Consider the following 26,347-nt stretch of genomic DNA (forward strand, 5'->3'; position numbering starts at 1 on the left):
TAGAAAGAAGGAGGCGCCTATGTTCCGTAGAAACAAGTTATTTTTTTGGACAGCTGAAATTTTACTATTAACTCTTATTTTCTATCTTTGGAGAGAGATGGGAGCGATTGTTACACCTTTTGTGATGGTAGCTAATACCATTATGATTCCATTTTTGCTCGGAGGATTTTTCTATTACCTGACAAATCCCATCGTAACATTTTTAGAAAAGAAATGTAAAGTCAATCGTTTGATAGGTGTGCTCATCACTCTTTGTGCTTTGATTGGTACAATAGTAGTAGGGGTAGTCTACCTGCTACCGATTTTGATCAATCAGTTGACAAGTTTGATTATTTCTAGCCAGAATATCTATAGCCGCTTGCAAGATTTGATATATGATTTATCAATGAATCCAATCTTTCAAAATATTGATATTCAAAAAACCATTCAACAGTTGAATTTATCTTACGTTGATATTTTACAAAATATTCTCAACAGTGTGAGCAATAGTTTAGGCAGCGTTCTTTCAGCCTTGTTTAGTACTGTTTTGATTCTCATTATGACACCAGTCTTTTTGATTTATTTCTTGCTTGATGGTCATAAATTCCTTCCGATGTTGGAACGAACAGTCTTAAAACATGATAAATTAAACTTCTCCAGTCTCTTGAAGAATCTGAACGCCACTGTCGCACGTTATATCAGTGGGATTGCGATTGATGCTGTTATTATCGGATGTTTGGCCTATATTGGATACAGTACGATAGGGTTGAAATATGCTCTAGTCTTTGCTATTTTTTCTGGTTTGGCAAATCTGATTCCTTATGTTGGACCAAGTATCGGTCTGATTCCCATGATTATTGCCAATGTCTTTACTGATCCGCACAGAGTTCTCATTGCAGTAATTTATATGCTGATTATCCAACAGGTGGATGGGAATATCCTCTACCCTCGTATCGTCGGAGGGGTTATGAAGGTTCATCCAATCACCATTCTGGTCCTTCTCTTACTTTCTAGCAATATTTATGGTGTTATCGGAATGATTGTAGCAGTGCCAACATATTCTATCTTAAAAGAAATTACGAAGTTCTTGGCGAAATTATATGAAAATCATAAAGAAGCCAAAGAAAAAGAACTGGAAAAATCAGAATCAATCTAAAAATCAGGGAGACCTGATTTTTTATGAAAACAGCACGTCAAAATGGAAACAAACTTGAAATGATGTTACTGTAAAGAAATAGAAGAGCGGTATTTCATAAGATTCAGATTAATTCATAAAATGTGTGTAAAACACTTGCAATTTAGCTGAAATTTGATAAAATAGTAAGGAAAGTTAGACTGTATTGCCTACTGTCTATCTATAAAATATATTTTATTGGAGGCTTTTACTCAAATGGCAAAAGAAAAATACGATCGTAGTAAACCACACGTTAACATTGGTACTATCGGACACGTTGACCACGGTAAAACTACTTTGACTGCAGCTATCACAACTGTATTGGCACGTCGCTTGCCTTCAGCAGTTAACCAACCTAAAGACTATGCGTCTATCGATGCTGCTCCAGAAGAACGCGAACGCGGTATCACTATCAACACTGCGCACGTTGAGTACGAAACTGAAAAACGTCACTACGCTCACATCGACGCTCCAGGACACGCGGACTACGTTAAAAACATGATCACTGGTGCCGCTCAAATGGACGGAGCTATCCTTGTAGTAGCTTCAACTGACGGACCAATGCCACAAACTCGTGAGCACATCCTTCTTTCACGTCAGGTTGGTGTTAAACACCTTATCGTCTTCATGAACAAAATTGACTTGGTAGACGACGAAGAATTGCTTGAATTGGTTGAAATGGAAATCCGTGACCTCTTGTCAGAATACGATTTCCCAGGTGACGATCTTCCAGTTATCCAAGGTTCAGCTCTTAAAGCTCTTGAAGGTGACTCTAAGTACGAAGACATCATCATGGAATTGATGAATACTGTTGATGAGTACATCCCAGAACCAGAACGTGACACAGACAAACCATTGCTTCTTCCAGTCGAAGACGTATTCTCAATCACTGGACGTGGTACAGTTGCTTCAGGACGTATCGACCGTGGTACTGTTCGTGTTAACGACGAAATCGAAATCGTTGGTATCAAAGAAGAAACTCAAAAAGCAGTTGTTACTGGTGTTGAAATGTTCCGTAAACAACTTGACGAAGGTCTTGCTGGAGATAACGTAGGTGTCCTTCTTCGTGGTGTTCAACGTGACGAAATCGAACGTGGACAAGTTATCGCTAAACCAGGTTCAATCAACCCACACACTAAATTTAAAGGTGAAGTCTACATCCTTACTAAAGAAGAAGGTGGACGTCACACTCCATTCTTCAACAACTACCGTCCACAATTCTACTTCCGTACTACTGACGTTACAGGTTCAATCGAACTTCCAGCAGGTACTGAAATGGTAATGCCTGGTGATAATGTGACTATCGACGTTGAGTTGATCCACCCAATCGCCGTAGAACAAGGTACTACATTCTCTATCCGTGAGGGTGGACGTACTGTTGGTTCAGGTATGGTTACAGAAATCGAAGCTTAATTCGATTTAGTTCCCAGAAGAACAATTATTTAAGTCAGACACTAAAAGAATCTTGCCTTGCAAGGTTCTTTTTTCATTCTATTTTTTTAAGAAGGCCTTCTAGTATAGCGATATGATAGATTTTTTGGTATAATAAAGGTTATGGAAATCGAAAAAACCAATCGCATGAATGCGCTTTTTGAATTTTATGCTGCGCTTTTGACAGATAAGCAGATGAATTATATTGAACTCTACTATGCAGATGATTACAGTCTTGCTGAGATTGCTGAAGAGTTCGGTGTTAGTCGTCAAGCTGTTTACGACAATATCAAGCGGACAGAAAAGATTTTGGAAGACTATGAGATGAAATTACACATGTACTCAGACTACATTGTCCGCAGTCAGATTTTTGACCAGATCTTGGAGCAGTATCCCAAGGATGATTTTCTGCAGGAGCAGATAGAAATTTTAACAAGTATTGACAATCGGGAGTAATCATGGGCAGTCTAGTTATTTATCAAGGATTACCTTGCAAACTATTAGCCGCAGAGGAACCATTTCCTACTCGACTACAGATTATCTCGCCCAATGATATCTCCAAAGCTATGAAAATAGGTTTTAGCTGTTGGGGATATCCAAATGAAATCATGAAAGAAATCACACCCGAGGAACTTGAGTGTTTGCAACATTTCGGACGATTTCCACTGAATTGAGTAAATAGGAGAAAAAAATGGCATTTGAAAGTTTAACAGAACGTTTACAGAACGTCTTTAAAAATCTACGTAAAAAAGGAAAAATCTCTGAGGCGGATGTCCAAGAAGCGACTAAAGAGATTCGTCTGGCCTTGCTTGAAGCCGACGTTGCTTTGCCTGTTGTAAAGGACTTTATCAAGAAGGTTCGTGAACGTGCAGTCGGACACGAGGTCATTGATACCCTCAATCCTGCCCAACAGATTATTAAAATCGTTGATGAGGAACTGACAGCTGTTTTAGGTTCTGATACGGCAGAGATTATCAAGTCACCTAAGATTCCTACGATTATCATGATGGTCGGTTTGCAGGGGGCTGGTAAAACAACCTTTGCTGGTAAGCTAGCCAACAAACTCAAGAAGGAAGAAAATGCTCGTCCTTTGATGATTGCGGCGGATATCTATCGTCCAGCAGCCATCGATCAGTTGAAAACACTTGGACAGCAGATAGATGTGCCTGTTTTCGCTCTTGGTACTGATGTTCCAGCGGTTGAGATTGTTCGTCAAGGTTTGGAGCAAGCACAAGCTAATCACAACGACTATGTCTTGATTGATACGGCAGGTCGTTTGCAAATTGATGAGCTCCTCATGAATGAGCTTCGTGACGTAAAAGCCTTGGCTCAACCAAACGAAATTCTGCTCGTCGTTGATGCTATGATTGGTCAAGAAGCGGCCAATGTTGCCCGTGAGTTTAATGCTCAGTTAGAAGTGACTGGGGTTATCCTTACCAAGATTGATGGGGATACACGTGGAGGTGCGGCCCTATCGGTTCGTCACATCACTGGTAAACCAATCAAGTTCACTGGTACGGGTGAAAAGATTACAGATATTGAAACCTTCCACCCAGACCGTATGTCAAGCCGTATCCTTGGTATGGGGGATATGCTCACTCTTATTGAGAAAGCTTCTCAAGAGTACGATGAGCAAAAGGCCCTTGAAATGGCTGAAAAGATGCGTGAAAACACCTTTGATTTTAATGATTTCATCGATCAGTTGGATCAGGTGCAAAACATGGGGCCAATGGAAGATTTGCTCAAGATGATTCCAGGTATGGCCAACAATCCAGCCCTTCAAAATATGAAGGTGGATGAGCGCCAGATTGCGCGCAAACGTGCCATTGTGTCGTCAATGACACCTGAAGAACGTGAAAATCCTGATTTGTTAAATCCAAGTCGTCGTCGTCGTATCGCTGCTGGATCTGGAAATACTTTTATCGAAGTGAATAAATTCATCAAAGACTTTAACCAGGCCAAACAGCTCATGCAAGGTGTCATGTCTGGAGATATGAACAAGATGATGAAGCAGATGGGAATCAATCCCAATAACCTTCCTAAAAATATGCCAAATATGGGAGGCATGGATATGTCTGCCCTTGAAGGCATGATGGGACAGGGTGGCATGCCTGACTTGTCAGCTCTTGGAGGAGCAGGAATGCCAGATATGAGCCAGATGTTCGGTGGCGGACTTAAAGGTAAAATTGGTGAATTTGCCATGAAACAGTCCATGAAACGCATGGCCAACAAAATGAAAAAAGCTAAGAAGAAACGCAAATAAAAAAGGAAAGCAGAAGTGCTTTCCTTTTTTATATAAAATATGTACTTTCTATGATTAGGCAATTTTCTTAATCGAAAAATTGATTAAATAGAAAGAGAGATTTCAAATCCTTGCAGCCATTCGGATTTTACTGTAATTTCGATTTTTAAAGCATCTGCTAATTGTTTGACCAGATAGAGACCCATGCCTGTCGATTTTTTCCTTGTCTCACCTGAATCACCTGTAAATCCTTTTTCAAAGATATGAGGGAGGTCGCAAGCTTTAACTCCGCAGCCATTATCCCTAATAATCAGACTTGTGCGCCCCTTATCCTTTGACATAGAAATACTGAGTTCGGGCTTGTCAGAGCTATATTTAAGGGTGTTGGCGAGTATTTGAGAGAGGATAAATTCAAAACTGCGTTGATCGGTATAGCAGGTTCCTTGTATATTTTCTAGCTGAATCGTAAAGTCTTTTTCTTTGAGTAAGGGATCAAAATTTTCCAATAGATCTTGGATACATTCTTCTAGATAAAGGTCTTCAAATAGAAAATCATTTTTCTCACTTTTTACCCTGTAATAAAATAGGATCTGTGATACATTTCCTTGAATTTGATTTTTCACATAGTCCAACTTAAAAGCTGTATCCTTAGGCAACTGGTCACTTTGGTTGTCCAAAAGGAGGGAAAGAAGCGATAGAGGGAGTTTAATCTCATGCGCCCATTTTTCAACATAGTCCTCGTACTCGGCTAGTAATGAGTTGAGCTTTCCTATTTCAGCCTGCTTTTGATAAAGTGTATCTGCCATTTGTTCAATGCTTTCTTTCTCTGAGGCACTTGATAAATGAAATAATTCAAGCTCAGTATCCATCTTGGGATCGGCTATGAAGGCTTTATAGGCAGCGGATTTTTTTCTTTCTTTTCTTATCAGTAGGAATGATAGGATGAAAAAGAGCAGGACGGTGGCTAAAATATAGAGAAGGAAGAGGGCTTGAAACATTCTCACATCTGAGAGCCAAAGCAGGACAGCTGTAAATAGATCAAATGCTAAGAGAACAAGTAACCAAGGCAGATAAGTAGCCAGATATTTTAGATTATGTTTCATCTGGACTTACCTCTTCTAGCTTGTAACCAATACCTCTGACGGACTTGACCTGAAGTGCAATGCCAGCCTGTTTCATCACCTTTTTGAGCCTTGCAATATTTACTTGAAGAGCATTTTCATCGATGAACTCAGTTGTATTCCACAGTTTCATGCTCAATTCTTCTTTTGTGACGACAGAATCAGTTGCCACTAATAAGGTTTCTAGCAATTTCCCTTGATTTTGGGGGAGTAAAATCGAATGTCCGTTGATATAAAGGGTATAGGTATTTCTATCCAGCAGAAAATTATCTTTTTCAAGTAGATTTTGTCTGCCTTCATAGCGTTTCAAGATATTTTCTATACGAGCCAAGAATCTTTCTTTCTTGAAAGGTTTTGTTAAGTACTCGTCTGCCCCTAATTTTAGGGCGTAGATCTCATCTTTTAGTTGTTCACGGGAGGTGAGAACCAATATGGGCACAGAGCGTTTTGACTTGAGATTTTTACAAATTTGAAAACCTGTTTCTCCCGGCAAATTCAAATCCAGTATGATTAGATCCGTATCGTATTGCAGCACTTGCTGGCTTGTATCTTTGAAGTCAGTCAACTTATCAACTTGATAACCCGCTTTCTCTAACAAGATGACAATTTCATCTCGAATCAAGGCTTCATCTTCAATTACCAGAATATGCTTCATATCGGTTCCTCCTTTTCCTAATTTATTCTACCTTATTCATCTCTTTTGGGTTCCATTAAGGACAACAAGTACTTATTGCTATTTTTCTTTACAATTCTGATATAGATGACTTCAAAGCCTGCTAAGAGCAGTACTATCAGCATGGCTGTGATAAATTTCTGCCCCATGACCATTCTTGCACTGGCTGGTACTATTCCTGTGAGGAGGGAGCCCACTCCGAAGCTACTACTGATAAGTGCAAGGGCTATTGGCAGACCGAAATACCAATTGATTTGCTTTTCTGAAGATTTACAAAGAGTTTCGTAGTTGGCTCCGAGATGGATCAAGGTTTGGTATCGTCTGTAGGATTGTCTTTGTCCCATCAAAAACTGAACGCCAATGATTGTATTTGCCACAACAAGGAAGATGATAGCCAGATAGATAGTGATATAGCTGGCAGAGATAATGTAAAATAACTGTCTTCCCATATTTTGTATATAGCTTTCATAGCCAAGAGAGGTTTGATTTAGCTTTTCATTGGTATCTGAGATAGCTCTCATCAAGCCTTTTTCTTTGACCAGCTCAGGAGCCAAGATACCGCTGACATAGTTCGAATAGTGACCGTCTGTATAGCTCATAAAGGTCTCATCTGGGACTATGAGGGCAACAGAGAGGGTGATCTCACGATCCGTTACGATTGGTAAAGACTGTACCTCTCCAATCAATTTTACATCATTTTCCATGACTTTGATTTGAGGCTTCGTCTTCAGGACAGAGTTGACAAGACTCTCATCTGGGAGAAAATCTTTCCCCATATACAAGTAGGCTTCCTTGCTAGTTAGTTCTAGAGGAGGGAGATTGGCAGCTTTTCTAAGTTCATTGTATTCGGAAACTGGCATGAGGTGGGAATTAGTAGACTGTTTAAATTTACGGAGCAAAATTTCCTTGTTCTTGCTGTCTTTTTGCTTTTTCAACTCCTTGATGACCTCTTCGAAGGACACGGACTCGTGTTCTTTCGCTTTGCCAACTTTGATTTGCAGAATCTTTGAAAACGGTGATGCTAGTCCAGCAGCTTCAAGCTCTTTTTTTACTGTATTTACATCAAGATTTTCATCTGTTTCCTGCTTGCTATCTCTAAATGTATAATCCAATACGTGGGTTTGATTGCCTGAATTGCCACTTGCAATAGCCACACCTGCTCCAAAGAGGCATAAGGCAGAGAAGATTAAGAGGGAGCAGATAGCTAGTATAGTTGAGCGCTGGATAACTAATTCCTGAATCTGTCTAAAATTATAGGCATGAAGTTTTCGATTGCCTCCAAGATTGACCAAGATGTCTATAAATAAACGCATGCCAAAGAAGAGTAGGATGGTTCCCAGAGTCCCCAAGAGAACAGTGATGCCCATGGTTATGACACTCCCCCAAGCTCGTCCGCTCATACCCAAGTAATAAGCTGTTCCTAGAAGCAAAATTCCGAGGGCGGAAGCAAGAAGGTAGATACCTTTGGGAAGTAGTTTTTTCATCCCAGAAGGTGAATAGGCAAGCAGGTTTCCGATTTCCTTATTGGCCGTCTTTGCACTTAAAAGAACAAAAACAGCTAATTTTACGGCCAGAAAGCCGATGACTGTATAGAATAGAGCTGTAGTAGATAGAGAAAATTGATGCTCAATAATCCCTAGTCCCACAATTTTAGAGGTTATTAGGCTAATCAGTTCTGAAATCAAGATGGAAATAGGAAGACCTATTCCAAGAGCAAGGATACTGTTTCTCAAATCCTCGAGCAGGAGCAGCAAGAACAGTTTGCTTCTTCGCATGCCTAATGTGAGATAGACACCAAATTCATGTTTTCTTCTTTCCATCTGCATACTGCTTGCGAAGTAGACTAGAAAAAAGAGAATAAAGAGCGTTGCTACGTAAAGAATAGGAATCATGCTAAAGAGTTTATTTACAGCATGACTCTCTATTTGTTTTAGAAAGATCATCACATCTTGATGAGATAAAGAAAGGATGATGTAAAAGGAGATAATAGAAAGAACCATGGAACTGAAGTACAAGCCATTATTTTTTCGATCTCTCTTGCTATTTCTTGAAACTAATTTAGAAAACATTGCCATCACCTCCAGCTAGCGCTGCCATGACCTTTAGTATTCTGTGGTAAAAATCTTCTTGACTTTCTCTTGGATAATCGCGTCGGATTTCATGGAATAGTTTTCCGTCTTGGATAAACAAGATGCGGTTGCAAAAGCTGGCAGCGACAGAATCGTGGGTCACCATGAGAATGGTGGTCTCTTCCAATTGATTCATTTCAGCTAATTTTTGCATCAAAATAGTTGCATTTTTTGAATCCAAAGCCCCTGTGGGCTCATCCGCAAATACAATCTTAGGGTCTAAAATCAAGGCACGCGCAGCAGCTACCCTTTGTCGTTGACCACCTGATAATTGAGATGGGAACTTATCTAGAAGTTCAGAAATATCCAGATATTGGGAAAGCAATTCTAACCGAACCTTGCTTTCGTTGGCATCGACCTTGTGCAAAGACAGTGGGAGTAAAATATTTTCTTTGGCTGTCAGATTGTCCAAAAGCTCAAAATTCTGAAAGAGGTAGCCGATTTCCTTACCACGATAATCAGCTAACTGACTACCCTTTAACTGACCTAAATCCTTTTCTTGCATTTTAATGGAGCCGTCAGTTGGCTTGATGATAGTGGCGAGACAGTTAAGAAGGGTTGTTTTCCCAGATCCACTACTCCCCATAATCCCTAAGAACTCACCTTTGACAACTTGAAAAGATATGCCGTTCAAGGCCTTGGTGATATTCGGCTCTTTTCCATAATGCTTTGTTAATGATTCTACTCGTAAAATTGTTTCCATGTGAAACACCTCCATCTTTTGTTACTTTCATTATAATATGAATCAGAGTAGAATAACACTTACGGATGATGTAAGAAATTTTTATCGCTGACATTTATAGTCAGATTATTGGAGCTATACTTACTATATTATAGCATGGTTTCAGGGATTTAAAAAGAGGAGTAGGGTGTGTAGGAATTCCTCCAACCTTGAAACCATCGAATTTCAAAATTGGAAAAAGGCCCTAGAAATCAACATTTCTAGGGCTTTTTAACTTATTAACTCTATTCCTGATTTTCTTATTCTATTGTTATTTCATCCAAAAGAGTTTAATTCATAGAGTTCAAGTTCTTTAGGCATTGGAAAATAACTGATTATGTTTCGTTTTTAGATTTTTAATCAATCTCAGTTCTAAACTTAGAAAAGAGATTTACCTAGTTGATTTCTATCTATGTTTACCAATTTTTAGTAATAAGACCATAAAGCTCTGTTCCAATATCTTTTGATCTTTCTTCAATAGAAATTTCTTTACTGTTAGAATATTTATTCATAAAATCTTTTACAAAATGATAATTGGATTTTTTATAAACAGATATCTTTTCCTTAAAATCATAGTTTTCACATTCTTCATTCAATTTTTTTTCTAAAATTATTAGATTTCCAATATTTAAAATAGATTTTCTATCCTCTTCACTTGACTCTGGAATAATATGTTCAATTGTTGCTGATACAGTATCGAAACTTGTATTGTTTTGTTCTGATAATTTTTCCTCTATTTTGTAGATAGCATACTTAGTTATAGAATTTTTTCTCTTTTGAATGTTATCCATACCATTTGTTTTTGACGAATAATTTATTTGAACAAAATTAGATATAAATTTTTGATTATCTTCAGGTAGTAATTCTATAAAGCCTTGCTTTAATTTGTTAAATTCGTTTATTATTTGATTTTGATTTTCCGACTTATAAATTTCTCTTGCAACATTTCCATATTTATTCACTAATGCATTTGTTCTTTCTTTCATAATTCCATTGTAAATAAAATGGAACTCCTCTAGAAATCTAACCATTGATTTCATATTTTTGAAACTAAGTAGGCCAGAATTGTATCTATCAACAAGCGTAATAAGCAATACTTGTACTTGTTCGATATTTAACGTATTTTGTAGAAAATCTAAGGAGTTTATAAAATATTGCAGATCTTCTTTACCTACATTATTACCTTTTGAACTAGTACGAAAATAATCATGTTTTGGTTTTATTATACGTGCATAATTTTTTGAAGCTGTTTCTAACTCCCTCAAAAATGTCATATATTCCTTTTTATTAATATTCTTTTTAAACTTTTTATATAAGTCTCTATCCGTACTATATGTATATCTTGATAGCCAAAAATACCTATAGAATTTTTGTACAGATATATACTCGCCGTCATTTCGGAGATTCATCTTTATATTTGACCAAATGAGTTTTGCTTCATCAAGAGGAACAGTCTCATTCTGAACAGAAAAAATTTCATTCTTAATCAAATCCAAAGCTGACAGATGAAGCCCTTTTGAATTTATATTCTCAAATATGACATTTACATCATTTACATTTTCAGAAATAATGTAAACGAATGAGCTTCCTAAAAGCTGATCTCGCACTAGTTTCAATTTGTCTATTTTACTAAGATTAGAATTTTTGAAAATGGGTGCTGATAGATTTTCATCCTCTAGCTTTATTCTGAAAAAATCATGAGCTTCTTTAATCAGTCTTGCCTCTGTTGAGAGTTCTTTTTCTAAATCTTCTATATCTCTATAGTCAATTCTTGGATAACCATCTTTTTTCTGATCATCTTCGGGTTTAATACCTCTCATTTGAATTTTCTTTTGAAAGTATGGAGATGCAGTGTCATTTTCCAAAACATTATAGAAATTTCCGTCATTATCCTGTGCAATTATATATTTCCATAATAATGTAGATAAGTTATTATCATAATTGTAAAGTATATCCGATAAAACAGATAAAAATATTGTGATTGTAGTAATTCTTTGTTGTCCATCAATAATTTCAATAGGCTTATTTGTTTTATCCATCTTTCCCACTAAAATTACAGTACCAAAAAAATACTCCTGTATTTCATAAATTCCTTTGTCTTCTTTTATGTTAGACACAATGTCTGAATAGAAATCTTCTAACTGTTCTTTACCCCATGAATATTCTCTTTGATATCTGGGAATAATATACTTCTTATCAGTAAAAAAAGTTTGTAGCGGTATTGATTTTGCTTCAAAATTCATAAGTAGTTGTCCTTTATTTAGTTGAAATCTGATTATACATTACCATTGATTATCTCTCACCGTATTCAAGTGTTATATCTTATTCAAATGGAAATAATTTTATTCAGGTAAACAGTTACATGATTTTTTTTCGGTTTTATTTTTACAATATAAGAGTATCATAAACACTCATAAAATTTCTAGCAAAATAGACTTGAACGAACTAATTACGAAAAGAAATCTTATGAGCTATTATTTTTTACCATAGACGATTGTGAAAAGAGTCTTAGCTTAAGGTACTCTTATACTCTATTCCCATTCAACGGTTGCTGGTGGTTTACTTGTAATGTCGTAGACGATACGGTTGACGTGGTCTACTTCGTTTACGATACGTACAGAGATTTTTTGAAGGACTTCCCAAGGAATTTTAGCAAAGTCAGCTGTCATACCATCGATAGAAGTGATGGCACGAATGGCAATGGTGTAGTCATAAGTACGACCATCACCCATAACACCAACTGAACGAACACCTGTGTTGACAGTGAAGTATTGCCAGATATCGCGGTCAAGACCAGCGTTAGCGATTTCTTCACGTAGAATAGCATCAGACTCACGAACAGTTTCAAGTTTTTCTTCAGTGATTTCGCCCATGACACGTATAGCAAGTCCTGGTCCTGGGAATGGTTGGCGCCATACGATGTGGTCTGGCATACCCAGCTCGGTACCGAGGGCACGAACTTCGTCCTTGTATAAGGTATTCAATGGTTCAATCAATTCAAACTGCATGTCTTCTGGTAGACCACCAACGTTGTGGTGTGACTTGATGGTTTGGGCTGTATCTGTACCAGACTCAATCACGTCAGTGTAAAGCGTTCCTTGAGCAAGGAATTTCACATCTTTTAGCTTACTTGCTTCGTCATCAAAGACATAAACAAACTCGTTACCGATGATTTTACGTTTTTGTTCAGGGTCAGAAACGCCAGCAAGTTTGTCAAGGAAGCGTTTTGCAGCGTCTGCTTTGACGATATTCAAACCAAACTTACCACCAAGCATCTCCATAACTTGGTCAGCCTCTCCCTTACGAAGAAGACCGTGGTCAACAAAGATACAGATCAATTGATCGCCGATTGCTTTTTGAAGAAGAACTCCAACGACAGAAGAGTCAACACCACCTGATAGACCGAGAAGAACACGCTTGTCACCCACAGTTTCACGGATTTTCTTGATCTGCATATCGATAAAGTTGTCCATTGACCAATCGCCTTTAGCCTTACAGATGTTGAGGGCAAAGTTGCGAAGGATATCATTTCCATAGACAGAATGGCGAACCTCTGGGTGGAATTGGATACCGTAGATGTGTTTGTCTGGGTTTTCAATGGCTGCATAAGGGCAGTCAGCAGAAGTTCCAGTACGAACAAAATCAGCTGGAATCTCTGTAACAGCATCGCCATGGCTCATCAAAACAATCTGTTCTTCAGGAGTCCCTTCAAAGAGGGCAGAAGTGGTATGAGTAAGTGGTGATTGGCCATACTCACGGTTACCAGCATCAGCTGCAGGGACAACTTTTCCTCCAAGTTTGTGAGTAAGAAGTTGCATACCATAGCAGATTCCCAAAATTGGAATACCAAGTTCAAAAATTTCTGGGTCAATATCAAATGAACCATCTTCGTATACAGAGTTTGGACCACCAGAGAGGATAATCCCTGCAGGGTTAATCGCACGAACCTCTGCAGCTGAAATTTTATGGCTTTTTAGCTCTGAAAAAACACCAATTTCACGAATACGGCGGGAAATCAGTTGGTTGTATTGGCTACCATAGTCCAGCACGATGATTTTTTCGACATCTTGCAAATCAGTTGAAATGTTGCTCATCTTTTTCCTTTCTCAAAAGAAATATCTTTTTCAATATTCTATCACAAATAGGAGTGAATTACCAACTAAACAAGGCAAAGTTTGACTTTTTCTTAGCAAATACGGTACAATGGAGAAAATAAAGAAAAGAAGTGAGAATCATGTTACCAGCTTATATGAAAATCCACGATCAGATCAAGAAGGATATAGATGAGCATCATTGGAAAATCGGAGAGAGACTTCCAAGTGAGCGAGATTTAGCTGAACAGTTTCAAGTTAGCCGGATGACATTACGCCAGGCTATCTCTCTCTTAGTTGAGGAAGGAGTTTTGGAGCGTCGTGTAGGAAGTGGGACTTTTGTCTCTAGCACTCGTGTCCAAGAAAAAATGAGAGGGACAACCAGTTTTACGGAGATTGTTAAATCTCAAGGGAAGGTCCCTTCTAGCCAGCTCATTTCTTACAGAAGAACCATTCCAAATGAGCAAGAGGTCGCAAAGCTAGGGATTACTCCGACAGAGAATATTATCCGCATGGAACGGGTACGTTACGCTGACCAAGTTCCGCTAGTCTATGAAGTCGCATCCATTCCTGAGAAATTTATTAAGGATTTCAAAAAAGAAGAAATCACTAGTCATTTCTTCCAAACCTTGCAGCAACATGGCTACCGGATTGGCAAATCCCAACAGACCATTTATGCGAGATTGGCTAAGGAAAAGATTGCCCATTACTTAGAAGTCGAAAAAGGGCATGCGATTCTGGCATTGACTCAGGTTTCCTATCTCGATGATGGGACGGCTTTTGAATATGTTAAGAGTCAGTATGTGGGTGAACGTTTTGAATTTTATCTTGAAAATAACTAGTCTCAGCAGACTAGTTTTTCGTTTCTAAGAATATTAGAATTGTCAAAACAATCTGTCTAGACTTGATTTTATCCATTATTTACTATAAAATGGGAAGGAAAAACGTCAAACTTTTATATTGCAAATAGGAGAAAAAATGACAAAAACATTAAAACGTCCTGAGGTTTTATCACCTGCAGGGACTTTAGAGAAGCTAAAAGTAGCTGTTCAATATGGTGCGGACGCAGTCTTCATCGGTGGACAGGCCTATGGTCTTCGTAGCCGTGCTGGAAACTTTACCTTTGAACAGATGGAAGAAGGTGTCCAGTTTGCTGCCAAGTACGGTGCCAAGGTCTATGTGGCTGCTAACATGGTTATGCACGAAGGAAACGAAGCTGGTGCTGGAGAATGGTTCCGTAAGTTGCGTGACATCGGGATTGCGGCAGTAATCGTGTCAGATCCGGCCTTGATCATGATTGCGGCAACAGAAGCACCAGGTCTTGAAATCCACCTCTCTACCCAAGCCAGTGCCACTAACTATGAAACTCTTGAGTTCTGGAAAGAACTTGGTCTAACTCGCGTGGTTCTGGCTCGTGAAGTTTCAATGGAAGAATTGGCAGAGATTCGTAAACGTACAGACGTTGAGATTGAGGCCTTTGTCCATGGAGCCATGTGTATTTCCTATTCAGGACGCTGTACGCTCTCAAACCACATGAGTATGCGTGATGCTAATCGTGGTGGTTGTTCTCAGTCTTGCCGTTGGAAATATGACCTCTACGATATGCCCTTTGGTCAAGAACGTAAGAGTCTTAAGGGTGAGATTCCAGAAGAATTTTCGATGTCTGCCGTTGATATGTCTATGATTGACCATATTCCAGATATGATTGAAAATGGTGTAGACAGTCTGAAGATTGAAGGTCGTATGAAGTCCATTCACTATGTTTCAACAGTAACAAACTGTTACAAGGCAGCTGTGGATGCTTATCTTGAAAGCCCTGAAAAGTTTGAGGCCATTAAGCAAGACTTGGTGGATGAGATGTGGAAGGTTGCCCAGCGTGAATTGGCAACAGGATTCTACTATGGTACGCCGTCTGAGAATGAGCAGTTATTTGGCGCTCGTCGTAAGATTCCTGAGTACAAGTTTGTCGCTGAAGTCGTTTCTTATGATGATGCGACCCAAACAGCAACCATTCGTCAACGGAACGTAATCAATGAAGGTGACCAAGTTGAGTTTTACGGACCAGGTTTCCGTCATTTTGAAACCTATATCGAAGATCTTCATGATTCTAAAGGCAATAAAATCGACCGCGCTCCAAATCCAATGGAACTCTTGACAATCAAGGTTCCACAACCTGTTCAGGCAGGCGACATGGTCCGTGCTCTCAAGGAAGGTCTTATCAATCTCTATAAGGAAGACGGGACAAGCGTTACAGTTCGTGCTTAGATAAGGAAAAGTGAATGATTCAAGCTCATGGTTTATTGGTAGATGACGAAAGCAGGTGTGTTCACTACCATAGTGTAAAGGATATCGTTTCCCTCCAGTGTTATGAATGCAGGAAATACTACGCTTGCTATCAGTGTCACAATGCTATGGAAACGCATTTGTTTTCTCCTTATCCCTTGAGGCTTTCCAAAGATCAACCGATTTTGTGTGGAGCTTGTAAGAGGACAATGACTTTTCAAGAATACCAAAAACAGGTAGCTTGTCCTTATTGCAGCGCTCCATTTAATCCAGGTTGTAAACAACATCATTCATTTTATTTTAAATAGACAAAAATAGATCCAAGTTTTTAAGCTTGGGTCTTTTATTTTGCTTCAGAAACCTTAGTAAAAATACGGAGTTTCTTATGGAAACCGGTTAAAAATTTCTATACAATCGTACTAAAAATAGTAAAATTAGAAATAAATTATCTGAAACGCTTTCAATGTTAGTAAAAAGTTGACAAAAACAAATTTTAGGACTAAACTAAGTAAGTAAATTTAAATAAAAAAGGAGAATTTATAATGAATTTAACATTTTTTGGTCTTTGTCTTGCCTGTATGGGTGTATCCCTTGCAGAAGGATTTTTGATGAACGGTTTGTTCAAATCAGCAGCTCGCCAACCAGACATCATTCCACAATTGCGTAGCTTGATGATCATGGGGATTGCCTTTATTGAAGGAACTTTCTTTGTAACTCTTGTCTTTTCATTTATCATCAAATAAAGAGAAGTATAAATTGGAAAAGGGAGGATTCTAGATGGAAGAAAGTATCAATCCAACCATCAATATTGGTCCTGTTACCTTTGATTTAACCTTGACAACCTTGACCTTGCTGTCAGTGGTCGTTATTTTTGGCTTTATCTATTGGGCAAGTCGTAATATGACTGTGAAACCCAAAGGAAAGCAAAATGTACTAGAGTATCTCTATGACTTCGTAGTCGGATTTACAGAACCTAATGTAGGCTCACGGTACATGAAAGATTACTCACTCTTTTACTTGTGTTTATTTCTTTTTATGGTAATCGCAAACAATCTTGGTTTGATGGCAAAACTTCAAACTACAGATGGGACAAACCTTTGGACATCGCCAACAGCCAATCTTCAATTTGACTTGGCCATGTCATTTGGAATTATCCTGATGACCCATATAGAAGGAATTCGTCGCCGAGGTGTTAAAAAGTATCTGAAAGGTTTTGTTACCCCAGGTTTTATGACACCGATGAATCTCCTTGAAGAAGTCACGAATTTCCTATCACTTGCTTTGCGGGTATTCGGAAATATCTTTGCCGGAGAAGTGATGGCTAGTTTGCTGATCACACTTTCTCATCAGGCTCTTTATTGGTATCCAGTCGCATTTGTTACCAATCTAGTCTGGACGGCGTTTTCTGTGTTTATTTCCTGTGTTCAGGCTTATGTATTCACAGTCTTGTCTTCTATGTATCTAGGAAATAAAATTAATGATGAAGAGTAGAAAGGAGTAACAGATGCACGTAACAGTAGGTGAATTAATTGGTAACTTTATTTTAATCGCTGGCTCTTTTATCCTTTTGATTGTCTTAGTTAAGAAATATGCGTGGTCAAACTTGACAAGTGTCTTCGAAGAAAGGGCAAATAAAATTGCTGCTGATATTGATGGAGCTGAACAAGCTCGTCAAAAAGCAGAAACTCTTGCCCAAAAACGTGAAGATGAATTGGCTGGTAGTCGCAACGAAGCCAAAACAATCATTGAAAATGCTAAAGAGACTGCCGAGAAGAGTAAAGCAGGTATTCTGGCAGATGCTAAAGTAGAAGCAGGTCGCTTAAAAGAGAAGGCGAATCAAGAAATCGCTCAGAATAAAGCTGAAGCTTTGCAAAGTGTTAAGGGAGAGGTGGCAGATTTGACAATTAGTCTAGCTGGTAAAATCATCTCAAAAAACCTTGACAGTCATGCTCATAAGGAACTCATTGATCAGTATATCGATCAGCTAGGAGAAGCCTAATGGACAAGAAAACAGCAAAGGTAATTGAAAAATACAGCATGCCTTTTGTCCAATTAGTGATTGAAAAAGGAGAAGAGAACCGGATTTTTTCAGACTTGGATCAAATCAAGCAAGTCGCAGAAGAAACGGGCTTACCTTCTTTTTTAGCTCAGGTGGCGGTTGATGAGTCTGATAAGGAAAAAACAGTTGGTTTTTTTCAAGACTCTGTCACACCTTTAATGCAAAACTTTATTCAGGTTCTGATTTACAATCACAGAGCAAATCTTTTTTATGATATCATTGTTGATTGTTTGAATCGTCTTGAGAAAGAAACCAATCATTTTGTAGTCACGATTTCTTCAGCCCATCCTTTAACAGACGAACAGAAGGAACGTTTGCTTCCCTTGATAGAGAAAAAAATGTCTCTGAAAGTACGGAGTATCAAAGAACAAATTGATGAAGGACTCATTGGTGGTTTTGTCATTTTTGCTAATCACAAGACAATTGATGTGAGTATTAAACAACAACTTCGAGTTGTTAAAGAAAATTTGAAATAGAAAGTGGTGTTCTTTTGGCAATTAACGCACAAGAAATCAGCGCTTTAATTAAGCAACAAATTGAAAATTTCAAACCCAATTTTGATGTGTCTGAAACAGGTGTTGTAACCTATATCGGGGACGGTATTGCTCGTGCTCACGGTCTTGAAAATGCCATGAGTGGAGAGTTGTTGATTTTTGAAAACGGCTCTTATGGTATGGCGCAAAACTTGGAGTCAACAGATGTTGGTATTATCATCCTAGGTGACTTTACAGATATCCGTGAAGGCGATACAATCCGCCGTACAGGTAAAATCATGGAAGTCCCTGTAGGTGAGAGTCTGATTGGTCGTGTTGTGGACCCACTTGGTCGTCCAGTTGACGGTCTTGGAGAAATCCACACTGATAAAACTCGTCCAGTAGAAGCGCCAGCTCCAGGTGTTATGGAGCGTAAGTCTGTTTCAGAACCATTGCAAACAGGTTTGAAAGCTATTGATGCCCTTGTTCCGATTGGTCGTGGTCAACGTGAGTTGATTATCGGTGACCGTCAGACAGGGAAAACAACCATCGCTATTGATGCTATTTTGAACCAAAAAGGTCAAGATATGATCTGTATCTATGTAGCGATTGGACAAAAAGAGTCAACTGTTCGTACGCAAGTTGAAACACTTCGTCAGTACGGTGCCTTGGACTACACAATCGTTGTGACAGCTTCTGCTTCACAACCTTCTCCATTGCTCTTCCTAGCTCCTTATGCTGGGGTTGCTATGGCAGAAGAGTTTATGTACCAAGGGAAGCATGTTTTGATCGTTTATGATGATCTTTCAAAACAAGCGGTCGCTTATCGTGAACTTTCCCTCTTGCTTCGTCGTCCACCAGGTCGTGAAGCCTTCCCTGGGGATGTTTTCTACCTTCATAGCCGTTTGCTTGAGCGTTCAGCTAAGGTTTCTGATGAACTTGGTGGTGGTTCAATCACAGCTCTACCATTTATCGAGACACAAGCAGGAGATATCTCTGCTTATATCGCAACTAACGTGATTTCAATCACAGATGGTCAAATCTTCCTTGGCGATGGTCTCTTCAATGCGGGTATTCGTCCAGCTATCGATGCGGGTTCATCTGTATCTCGTGTAGGTGGTTCTGCACAAATCAAAGCTATGAAGAAGGTTGCTGGTACACTTCGTATCGACCTTGCTTCATATCGTGAGTTGGAAGCCTTCACTAAGTTTGGTTCTGATTTGGATGCGGCTACTCAAGCTAAGTTAAATCGTGGACGTCGTACCGTTGAAGTTCTGAAACAACCAGTTCATAAACCATTACCTGTTGAGAAACAAGTAACCATTCTTTATGCTTTGACACATGGTTTCTTGGATACGATTCCTGTAGATGACATTGTTCGTTTTGAGGAAGAGTTTCATGATTTCTTTGATGCACAACATCCAGAGATTTTGGAAACTATTCGTGAAACAAAAGACTTGCCAGAAGAAGCAGTCTTGGATGCTGCGATTACAGAGTTTCTCAATCAATCCAGCTTCCAATAAGAATAGAGGTGTCAAATGGCAGTATCTCTAAATGATATTAAAACAAAAATCGCCTCAACAAAAAATACTAGTCAAATCACCAATGCCATGCAAATGGTATCGGCTGCCAAGTTAGGTCGCTCTGAAGAAGCAGCACGCAACTTTCAAGTTTATGCTCAGAAGGTTCGTAAGCTTTTGACGGATATTCTGCATGGTAACGGATCTGGTGGTTCTACCAATCCGATGCTCATTAGTCGCCCAGTTAAGAAAACAGGCTATATCGTTATTACTTCAGACCGTGGCTTGGTTGGAGGTTATAATGCTTCCATCCTTAAAGCTGTGATGGAGTTGAAAGAAGAATACCATCCAGATGGTACAGGTTTTGAGATAATCTGTATTGGTGGTATGGGAGCTGACTTTTTCAAGGCTCGTGGCATTCAGCCAATCTATGAATTGCGTGGCTTGGCCGACCAACCAAGTTTTGATGAAGTTCGTAAAATTATTTCAAAAACGATTGAAATGTACCAAAATGAACTTTTTGATGAATTATACGTCTGCTACAACCATCATGTCAATACTCTCACAAGTCAAATGCGTGTGGAACAAATGCTTCCGATTGTTGACTTGGATCCAAATGAAGCGGATGAAGAGTATAGCTTGACCTTTGAGTTGGAAACAAGCCGAGAAGAAATTTTGGAGCAATTGTTGCCACAGTATGCTGAAAGTATGATTTACGGGGCTATTATCGATGCCAAGACAGCTGAAAATGCTGCAGGTATGACAGCTATGCAAACAGCGACTGATAATGCTAAGAAGGTCATCAATGATTTGACAATCCAGTATAACCGTGCCAGACAGGCGGCGATTACACAAGAAATTACAGAAATCGTAGCGGGGGCTAGTGCCTTAGAATAAGGCTTTGCCTCCCTCGTATCAAAATGAACTTAGGCCCTAGATGAACTAGGAACCGACAGTATCTTATATAGAATAGGAGAAGGAGATGAGTTCAGGTAAAATTGCTCAGGTTATCGGACCCGTTGTAGACGTTTTGTTTGCAGCTGGGGAACCACTTCCTGAGATTAACAATGCACTTGTCGTCTACAAAAATGACGAAAGAAAAACAAAAATCGTCCTTGAAGTAGCCTTGGAGTTGGGTGATGGTATGATCCGTACGATCGCCATGGAATCAACAGATGGTTTGACTCGTGGTATGGAAGTTTTGGACACAGGCCGTCCAATCTCTGTGCCAGTAGGTAAAGAAACTTTGGGACGTGTCTTCAACGTTTTGGGAGATACCATTGACTTGGATGCTCCTTTCGCTGAAGACGCTGAGCGTCAGCCAATTCATAAAAAAGCTCCAACTTTTGATGAATTGTCTACCTCATCTGAAATTTTGGAAACAGGGATTAAGGTTATCGACCTTCTTGCCCCTTACCTAAAAGGTGGTAAAGTTGGACTTTTCGGTGGTGCCGGAGTTGGTAAGACTGTCTTGATCCAAGAATTGATTCACAATATTGCCCAAGAACACGGTGGTATTTCAGTATTTACCGGTGTTGGGGAACGTACTCGTGAAGGGAACGACCTTTACTGGGAAATGAAAGAATCAGGCGTTATCGAGAAAACCGCCATGGTATTTGGTCAGATGAATGAGCCACCTGGAGCACGTATGCGTGTTGCCCTAACTGGTTTGACAATCGCTGAATACTTTCGTGATGTAGAAGGTCAAGACGTTCTTCTCTTCATTGACAACATTTTCCGTTTCACACAAGCTGGTTCAGAAGTATCTGCCCTTTTGGGTCGTATGCCATCAGCCGTTGGTTACCAACCAACACTTGCTACGGAAATGGGTCAATTGCAAGAACGTATCACTTCAACTAAGAAAGGTTCTGTAACCTCTATTCAGGCTATCTATGTGCCTGCGGATGACTATACTGACCCAGCGCCAGCAACAGCCTTCGCTCACTTGGATTCAACTACAAACTTGGAACGTAAGTTGGTACAATTGGGTATCTACCCAGCCGTTGATCCGTTGGCTTCAAGCTCTCGTGCCTTGGCACCTGAGATTGTCGGAGAAGAGCACTATGCAGTTGCTGCTGAAGTCAAACGTGTCCTTCAACGTTACCATGAATTGCAAGATATCATTGCTATCCTTGGTATGGATGAGTTGTCAGATGAAGAAAAGACCTTAGTTGCACGTGCTCGTCGTATCCAGTTCTTCTTGTCACAAAACTTCAACGTTGCGGAGCAATTTACTGGTCAACCTGGTTCTTATGTACCAGTAGCAGAAACAGTTCGTGGTTTCAAGGAAATCCTTGATGGTAAACATGACCACTTGCCAGAAGATGCCTTCCGTGGAGTTGGTTCAATCGAAGACGTCATTGCTAAGGCAGAGAAAATGGGATTTTAAGAGGTGATCTATGGCTCAGTTAACTGTCCAGATCGTGACACCAGATGGCCTCGTCTATGATCACCATGCCAGCTTTGTATCGGTACGAACTCTGGATGGTGAGATGGGGATCTTGCCACGACATGAAAATATGATTGCGGTTTTAGCGGTTGATGAAGTAAAGGTAAAACGAATCGATGATGATACACATGTGAACTGGATTGCAGTGAACGGAGGGATTATCGAGATTGCCAATGACATCATTACCATTGTAGCCGACTCAGCAGAGCGTGCTCGTGATATCGATATCAGCCGTGCTGAACGTGCTAAACTTCGCGCCGAACGTGAAATTGAAGAAGCTCAAGACAAGCACTTAATTGACCAAGAACGACGCGCTAAGATTGCTCTTCAACGTGCCATTAACCGTATTAATGTCGGAAATAAACTATAATCAAAAAATGAACTTGAATCTCAAGTTCATTTTTTGATTATCTTAGTTCGCAAAGTGGATGCAGACTGCTTCTGGGACATGGAAATCGTTAGAAAGTTCTGCAAGACGACCACTTTCAGGATTACGCTTAAAGACGGTTGCGTTATCAGAATCTTGGTGAACAGCAATGAGAAACTCTTGATCAGGAGTTAGGTCGAAATCACGTGGATTTTGTCCATGTGTTGGTACTATCTCTAATAATTCCAGACTGCCATCAGCGAGAATTGTATAGACGGCAATGGAATCATGGCCTCGATTGGATGCATAAAGGTATTTCCCATCTTTTGAAAGACGAATGGCTGCAGTAGCATTGAATCCCCCATAGCCGTCTGGTAAGGTTGAAATGACTTGCATGCGTTCAAATTCACCAACCCCATCGTAAATCAAGACTTCAATGGTACTATTTAGTTCGCAGATGAGATAGGCAATCTTATAGTGGTGGTGGAAAACGATGTGGCGAGCACCTGCTCCAGGCTGGCTGTGATAAGTGTGGAGCTTACTTATTTTTCCTTCTGGGCTAACATCATAGGTCGTCACCTCGTCAGTACCTAGGTCACATGTGATGAGATACTGGTCAGGTGTTAGATTCGTAAAGTGAACATGTGGGGAAGTTTGGTTTTCATGAGGACCATGTCCACTATGTTGATCCAGATCCGTTTGGATGAGACTACCATCTGCTTGGCGCTGATAAACCAGAACTTGGCCTTTGTGGTAGTTGGCTCCGTAAACGAGACTGCGCTTTTCATCCACTGCCACATAACAATGGGGAGCGCCTTCTTCAACTACATGATTTAGCAAAGTGCCATCTGTCTTGTATGCAGCGATTCCACCCAGGTCATCCTGACTCCCTACGGTGTATATGTGTTGCTGTTGGTCAAAGGCAAGGTAGGTCGGACTTGGTTCAGCAGCAAAGAGTTCAAGATTTGCAAGCTGGCCTGTTTCTGTATCAAAATCTGCCTTGTAAATCCCTTTAGATGAGCGACGAGTATAAGTTCCAAAATAAACAGTTTCTTTCATGTCCATACCTCTTAATAATGATAAGTTCATTATACCACAAAATGACAGTCAGGAAGTGTTCGTTTAATCTATGTAAGCACTTTAATAAGAGTTATTTTAGATTAAAAATGGTATAATGAGAGAATGACAGAAAGGATGTATTTATGGAACATAAAGAGAAACATTTTAGCCTATCTTGGTTTTTTAAGTGGTTTTTAGATAATAAAGCCATCACTGTATTTTTAGTAACCTTGTTACTGGGGCTAAACATTTTCATTCTAAGTAAGATTAGTTTTATATTTTTACCCGTTTTAGACTTTCTTGGGGTTGTGATGTTGCCAGTTATTTTATCTGGTTTACTCTATTACCTCCTCAGTCCGATTGTGGACTGGATGGAGAAACACAAGATCAATCGTGTCCTTGCCATTAGTATTGTTTTTGTCATTATTGGACTCTTTATCATTTGGGGTCTGGCAGTCGCAATTCCTAATCTGCAACGCCAAGTCTTAAATTTTGCGAAGAATGTGCCGACTTATCTTAAGGATGCTGATATGGTTATCAATGACCTTGTAACCAAACGCTTGCCAGATGATTTTAGACCGCAGTTGGAGCAGGTTCTTGCAAATGTTTCTACAGAAGCAACGATATGGGCCAGCAAAATTTCTTCTCAAGCCGTTAACTGGGTCAGCGCCTTTATCAGTAGCGTTTCTCAGGTGATTGTAGCGGTCATTATCGTACCCTTTATGCTCTTTTATCTTTTGAGAGATGGGAAAGGCTTGCGTGATTACCTGACTAAATTTATCCCAAACAAGTTAAAAGAACCTGTCGGACAAGTTTTGTCAGATGTTAATAAACAGTTGTCAAACTACGTTAGAGGGCAGGTTACAGTTGCTATTATCGTGGCGATTATGTTTATTATCTTCTTTAAGATTATTGGTCTCAGGTATGCTGTAACACTTGGTATCACGGCTGGTATTCTCAATCTAGTACCTTACCTGGGTAGTTTTCTAGCGATGTTGCCTGCTCTTGTTTTAGGTTTAATAGCAGGACCTGTCATGCTATTGAAAGTTGTGATAGTCTTTATCGTAGAACAAACGATTGAAGGGCGTTTTGTTTCACCGCTTATTTTAGGTAGTCAACTCAATATTCATCCGATCAATGTCCTCTTTGTTCTCCTAACTTCAGGTTCTATGTTTGGTATTTGGGGAGTCTTGCTGGGAATCCCTGTCTATGCGTCAGCTAAGGTGGTTATTTCTGCTATCTTTAACTGGTACAAAAAAGTCAGCGGTTTGTATGAAGGAGAAGGGGAGGAAATCAAGAGTGAACAATAGTCAACGCATGCTCCAGGCTTTGGATGAACAGGATTTAAGCAAAGCGGATCAGTATTTTCACAAAGCCCTCGAAACAGATTCAAGTGAGATTCTCTATGCACTAGCAAGCTATCTTGAGGGAATTGGCTTTTATCCTCAAGCAAAAGAAATTTACCAACATATCGTTACAGAATTTCCAGAAGTGAATCTGAACTTAGCAAGCATTGCTAGCGAGGATGGCAATGTTGAGGAAGCCTTTGCTTACCTTGAGGAAATCACACCTGAAAGTGACTGGTATGTATCGGCTTTGGCCTTGAAGGCAGACCTCTATCAGTTGGAGGGATTGACAGATGTAGCGCGTGAAAAGTTACTGGAAGCCTTAAGTTACTCAGATGATCCCTTATTAGTTTTTGGTTTGGCTGAGTTGGATAGCGAGTTAGGGAATTATCAGGAAGCCATTCAGGGCTATGCTCAATTAGACAATCGCTCCATCTATGAACAAACGGGTGTCTCAACCTATCAGCGAATCGGCTATGCTTATGCTCAGTTAGGCAAGTTTGAAGCAGCAACTGAATTCTTAGAAAAAGCCTTAGAATTAGAATACGATGACCAAACTGCTTTTGAACTGGCTAGTCTTTACTTTGACCAAGAAGAGTATCAAAAATCAGCTCTCTACTTTAAGCAGATTGATACCATTTCACCAGATTTTGAAGGATATGAGTATGGTTATAGTCAAGCTTTGCACAAGGAACATCAGATAGAAGAAGCTCTCCGTATCGCTAAACAAGGTTTGGAGAAAAATCCATTTGAGACTCGTCTCTTGCTAGCAGCCTCACAGTTTTCGTATGAATTGCATGATGCTAAGGCAGCGGAGGACTTTCTCCTTACTGCCAAAGAAGATGCAGAGGATACAGAAGAAATTTTCCTTCGCCTTGCGACCATTTATATGGAACAAGATCGGTTTGAGGACATTATCGCTCTCCAAAGTCAAGAACCTGAAAACCTTCTGACCAAGTGGATGATTGCACGCTCTTACCAGAAAATCGAGAATTTAGATAAGGCCTATGAGCTCTATCAACAACTATCATCTGACCTCAAGGACAATCCAGAGTTTCTGGAGCAATATAGCTATCTCTTACGTGAATTGGGATATTTTGAAGAAGCCAAAGTACAAGCCGAAGCTTATTTGAAACTAGTCCCAGATGATGTTCAGATGCAAGAACTGCTAGAAATACTTTAAAAATATCCTATAAAGCAAAACTGTATCTAGTCATTTTGATGGATACG

Annotated in this window: 25 protein-coding genes; 18 read left to right on the plus strand and 7 right to left on the minus strand. The window is 39.5% G+C overall.

All coding sequences use genetic code 11. The annotated features are described in order from the left end of the window. Positions 1–19 precede the first annotated feature (19 nt). The 5 genes from HF881_RS00430 (at position 20) to ffh (ending at position 4,847) form a co-directional block, all read left to right on the plus strand. The gene (locus HF881_RS00430; protein WP_038806157.1) at positions 20–1,135 is read left to right on the plus strand and encodes an AI-2E family transporter; all 1,116 of its coding nucleotides are present in this window, start codon (positions 20–22) and stop codon (positions 1,133–1,135) included. A 234-nt stretch (positions 1,136–1,369) separates the two neighbouring features. Then, complete coding sequence (tuf, locus tag HF881_RS00435) at positions 1,370–2,566, plus strand: elongation factor Tu (protein ID WP_001040719.1); 1,197 nt, start codon at positions 1,370–1,372, stop codon at positions 2,564–2,566. Positions 2,567–2,707: 141 nt separating this feature from the next. Beyond that, positions 2,708–3,040, plus strand: a complete 333-nt coding sequence (locus HF881_RS00440) for a putative DNA-binding protein (RefSeq protein WP_000402061.1) — start codon at positions 2,708–2,710, stop codon at positions 3,038–3,040. A 2-nt stretch (positions 3,041–3,042) separates the two neighbouring features. Then, a complete protein-coding gene (locus HF881_RS10440) occupies positions 3,043–3,258 on the plus strand; it encodes a hypothetical protein (protein WP_000535217.1) in 216 nt (71 codons plus the stop codon). A 17-nt stretch (positions 3,259–3,275) separates the two neighbouring features. Then, on the plus strand, positions 3,276–4,847 hold the full coding sequence (gene ffh / locus HF881_RS00450; protein WP_169446006.1) for a signal recognition particle protein: 1,572 nt from the start codon (positions 3,276–3,278) through the stop codon (positions 4,845–4,847). Positions 4,848–4,930: 83 nt separating this feature from the next. Here ffh and HF881_RS00455 read toward each other — a convergent pair whose 3' ends face one another. The 6 genes from HF881_RS00455 to guaA form a co-directional block, all read right to left on the minus strand. Further along, entirely contained in the window at positions 4,931–5,929 is a 999-nt protein-coding gene (locus HF881_RS00455) for a sensor histidine kinase (RefSeq protein ID WP_169446007.1), read from the minus strand. After that, complete coding sequence (locus HF881_RS00460; protein ID WP_061452492.1) at positions 5,919–6,602, minus strand: response regulator transcription factor; 684 nt, start codon at positions 6,600–6,602, stop codon at positions 5,919–5,921. The genes HF881_RS00455 and HF881_RS00460 overlap by 11 nt, the downstream gene beginning before the upstream one ends. Before the next feature lie 32 nt (positions 6,603–6,634). After that, the gene (locus tag HF881_RS00465; protein WP_169446008.1) at positions 6,635–8,689 is read right to left on the minus strand and encodes an FtsX-like permease family protein; all 2,055 of its coding nucleotides are present in this window, start codon (positions 8,687–8,689) and stop codon (positions 6,635–6,637) included. Beyond that, a complete protein-coding gene (locus tag HF881_RS00470; protein WP_169446009.1) occupies positions 8,679–9,452 on the minus strand; it encodes an ABC transporter ATP-binding protein in 774 nt (257 codons plus the stop codon). The genes HF881_RS00465 and HF881_RS00470 overlap by 11 nt, the downstream gene beginning before the upstream one ends. 434 nt (positions 9,453–9,886) lie before the next feature. Next, on the minus strand, positions 9,887–11,713 hold the full coding sequence (locus HF881_RS00475) for a DUF262 domain-containing protein (protein ID WP_169446010.1): 1,827 nt from the start codon (positions 11,711–11,713) through the stop codon (positions 9,887–9,889). 288 nt (positions 11,714–12,001) lie between these two features. Continuing rightward, complete coding sequence (gene guaA, locus HF881_RS00480) at positions 12,002–13,564, minus strand: glutamine-hydrolyzing GMP synthase (RefSeq protein ID WP_169446011.1); 1,563 nt, start codon at positions 13,562–13,564, stop codon at positions 12,002–12,004. 140 nt (positions 13,565–13,704) lie between these two features. Here guaA and HF881_RS00485 point away from each other — a divergent pair, with 140 nt between their 5' ends. From HF881_RS00485 to HF881_RS00535, 11 genes are all read left to right on the plus strand, one after another. Next, on the plus strand, positions 13,705–14,403 hold the full coding sequence (locus HF881_RS00485; RefSeq protein WP_084972290.1) for a GntR family transcriptional regulator: 699 nt from the start codon (positions 13,705–13,707) through the stop codon (positions 14,401–14,403). A gap of 136 nt (positions 14,404–14,539) precedes the next feature. Beyond that, positions 14,540–15,826, plus strand: a complete 1,287-nt coding sequence (locus tag HF881_RS00490; protein WP_000169099.1) for a U32 family peptidase — start codon at positions 14,540–14,542, stop codon at positions 15,824–15,826. Between the two features lie 14 nt (positions 15,827–15,840). Then, positions 15,841–16,152 carry a CHY zinc finger protein gene (locus HF881_RS00495; protein ID WP_125399419.1) on the plus strand — a complete coding sequence of 104 codons (312 nt, stop codon included), beginning with the start codon at positions 15,841–15,843 and terminating at the stop codon, positions 16,150–16,152. Positions 16,153–16,386: 234 nt separating this feature from the next. Further along, positions 16,387–16,587: a F0F1 ATP synthase subunit C gene (locus tag HF881_RS00500; RefSeq protein ID WP_001054552.1), complete on the plus strand. Its 201-nt coding sequence runs from the start codon at positions 16,387–16,389 to the stop codon at positions 16,585–16,587. 34 nt (positions 16,588–16,621) lie between these two features. Further along, complete coding sequence (atpB, locus tag HF881_RS00505; protein WP_169446012.1) at positions 16,622–17,335, plus strand: F0F1 ATP synthase subunit A; 714 nt, start codon at positions 16,622–16,624, stop codon at positions 17,333–17,335. Between the two features lie 13 nt (positions 17,336–17,348). Then, a complete protein-coding gene (gene atpF, locus HF881_RS00510; protein ID WP_125389374.1) occupies positions 17,349–17,843 on the plus strand; it encodes a F0F1 ATP synthase subunit B in 495 nt (164 codons plus the stop codon). After that, the gene (locus tag HF881_RS00515) at positions 17,843–18,379 is read left to right on the plus strand and encodes a F0F1 ATP synthase subunit delta (RefSeq protein ID WP_169446013.1); all 537 of its coding nucleotides are present in this window, start codon (positions 17,843–17,845) and stop codon (positions 18,377–18,379) included. The genes atpF and HF881_RS00515 overlap by 1 nt, the downstream gene beginning before the upstream one ends. 14 nt (positions 18,380–18,393) lie before the next feature. Further along, a complete protein-coding gene (gene atpA / locus HF881_RS00520; RefSeq protein WP_169446014.1) occupies positions 18,394–19,899 on the plus strand; it encodes a F0F1 ATP synthase subunit alpha in 1,506 nt (501 codons plus the stop codon). Positions 19,900–19,914: 15 nt separating this feature from the next. Next, complete coding sequence (locus tag HF881_RS00525) at positions 19,915–20,793, plus strand: F0F1 ATP synthase subunit gamma (protein ID WP_169446015.1); 879 nt, start codon at positions 19,915–19,917, stop codon at positions 20,791–20,793. A gap of 85 nt (positions 20,794–20,878) precedes the next feature. Next, positions 20,879–22,285, plus strand: coding sequence for a F0F1 ATP synthase subunit beta (gene atpD, locus HF881_RS00530; protein ID WP_169446016.1), 1,407 nt, complete (start codon positions 20,879–20,881; stop codon positions 22,283–22,285). Positions 22,286–22,295: 10 nt separating this feature from the next. Beyond that, on the plus strand, positions 22,296–22,715 hold the full coding sequence (locus tag HF881_RS00535) for a F0F1 ATP synthase subunit epsilon (RefSeq protein ID WP_000068036.1): 420 nt from the start codon (positions 22,296–22,298) through the stop codon (positions 22,713–22,715). A 42-nt stretch (positions 22,716–22,757) separates the two neighbouring features. Here HF881_RS00535 and HF881_RS00540 read toward each other — a convergent pair whose 3' ends face one another. Further along, positions 22,758–23,771 carry a lactonase family protein gene (locus HF881_RS00540; RefSeq protein ID WP_169446017.1) on the minus strand — a complete coding sequence of 338 codons (1,014 nt, stop codon included), beginning with the start codon at positions 23,769–23,771 and terminating at the stop codon, positions 22,758–22,760. Between the two features lie 143 nt (positions 23,772–23,914). Here HF881_RS00540 and HF881_RS00545 point away from each other — a divergent pair, with 143 nt between their 5' ends. Then, positions 23,915–25,081 carry an AI-2E family transporter gene (locus HF881_RS00545; RefSeq protein ID WP_169446018.1) on the plus strand — a complete coding sequence of 389 codons (1,167 nt, stop codon included), beginning with the start codon at positions 23,915–23,917 and terminating at the stop codon, positions 25,079–25,081. Next, positions 25,071–26,300, plus strand: a complete 1,230-nt coding sequence (locus HF881_RS00550; protein WP_169446019.1) for a tetratricopeptide repeat protein — start codon at positions 25,071–25,073, stop codon at positions 26,298–26,300. Before HF881_RS00545 ends, HF881_RS00550 begins: the two co-directional genes overlap by 11 nt. Positions 26,301–26,347 lie beyond the last annotated feature (47 nt).

It is taken from the genome of Streptococcus sp. WB01_FAA12 (genome assembly GCF_012843315.1).
GTDB lineage: Bacteria > Bacillota > Bacilli > Lactobacillales > Streptococcaceae > Streptococcus.

Coding starts and splice junctions, on each gene's coding strand:
- HF881_RS00430 (WP_038806157.1), top strand. CDS start 20: ATGTTCCGTAGAAACAAGTTATTTTTTTGGACAGCTGAAATTTTACTA.
- tuf (WP_001040719.1), top strand. CDS start 1,370: ATGGCAAAAGAAAAATACGATCGTAGTAAACCACACGTTAACATTGGT.
- HF881_RS00440 (WP_000402061.1), top strand. CDS start 2,708: ATGGAAATCGAAAAAACCAATCGCATGAATGCGCTTTTTGAATTTTAT.
- HF881_RS10440 (WP_000535217.1), top strand. CDS start 3,043: ATGGGCAGTCTAGTTATTTATCAAGGATTACCTTGCAAACTATTAGCC.
- ffh (WP_169446006.1), top strand. CDS start 3,276: ATGGCATTTGAAAGTTTAACAGAACGTTTACAGAACGTCTTTAAAAAT.
- HF881_RS00455 (WP_169446007.1), bottom strand. CDS start 5,929: ATGAAACATAATCTAAAATATCTGGCTACTTATCTGCCTTGGTTACTT.
- HF881_RS00460 (WP_061452492.1), bottom strand. CDS start 6,602: ATGAAGCATATTCTGGTAATTGAAGATGAAGCCTTGATTCGAGATGAA.
- HF881_RS00465 (WP_169446008.1), bottom strand. CDS start 8,689: ATGTTTTCTAAATTAGTTTCAAGAAATAGCAAGAGAGATCGAAAAAAT.
- HF881_RS00470 (WP_169446009.1), bottom strand. CDS start 9,452: ATGGAAACAATTTTACGAGTAGAATCATTAACAAAGCATTATGGAAAA.
- HF881_RS00475 (WP_169446010.1), bottom strand. CDS start 11,713: ATGAATTTTGAAGCAAAATCAATACCGCTACAAACTTTTTTTACTGAT.
- guaA (WP_169446011.1), bottom strand. CDS start 13,564: ATGAGCAACATTTCAACTGATTTGCAAGATGTCGAAAAAATCATCGTG.
- HF881_RS00485 (WP_084972290.1), top strand. CDS start 13,705: ATGTTACCAGCTTATATGAAAATCCACGATCAGATCAAGAAGGATATA.
- HF881_RS00490 (WP_000169099.1), top strand. CDS start 14,540: ATGACAAAAACATTAAAACGTCCTGAGGTTTTATCACCTGCAGGGACT.
- HF881_RS00495 (WP_125399419.1), top strand. CDS start 15,841: ATGATTCAAGCTCATGGTTTATTGGTAGATGACGAAAGCAGGTGTGTT.
- HF881_RS00500 (WP_001054552.1), top strand. CDS start 16,387: ATGAATTTAACATTTTTTGGTCTTTGTCTTGCCTGTATGGGTGTATCC.
- atpB (WP_169446012.1), top strand. CDS start 16,622: ATGGAAGAAAGTATCAATCCAACCATCAATATTGGTCCTGTTACCTTT.
- atpF (WP_125389374.1), top strand. CDS start 17,349: ATGCACGTAACAGTAGGTGAATTAATTGGTAACTTTATTTTAATCGCT.
- HF881_RS00515 (WP_169446013.1), top strand. CDS start 17,843: ATGGACAAGAAAACAGCAAAGGTAATTGAAAAATACAGCATGCCTTTT.
- HF881_RS00525 (WP_169446015.1), top strand. CDS start 19,915: ATGGCAGTATCTCTAAATGATATTAAAACAAAAATCGCCTCAACAAAA.
- atpD (WP_169446016.1), top strand. CDS start 20,879: ATGAGTTCAGGTAAAATTGCTCAGGTTATCGGACCCGTTGTAGACGTT.
- HF881_RS00535 (WP_000068036.1), top strand. CDS start 22,296: ATGGCTCAGTTAACTGTCCAGATCGTGACACCAGATGGCCTCGTCTAT.
- HF881_RS00540 (WP_169446017.1), bottom strand. CDS start 23,771: ATGAAAGAAACTGTTTATTTTGGAACTTATACTCGTCGCTCATCTAAA.
- HF881_RS00545 (WP_169446018.1), top strand. CDS start 23,915: ATGGAACATAAAGAGAAACATTTTAGCCTATCTTGGTTTTTTAAGTGG.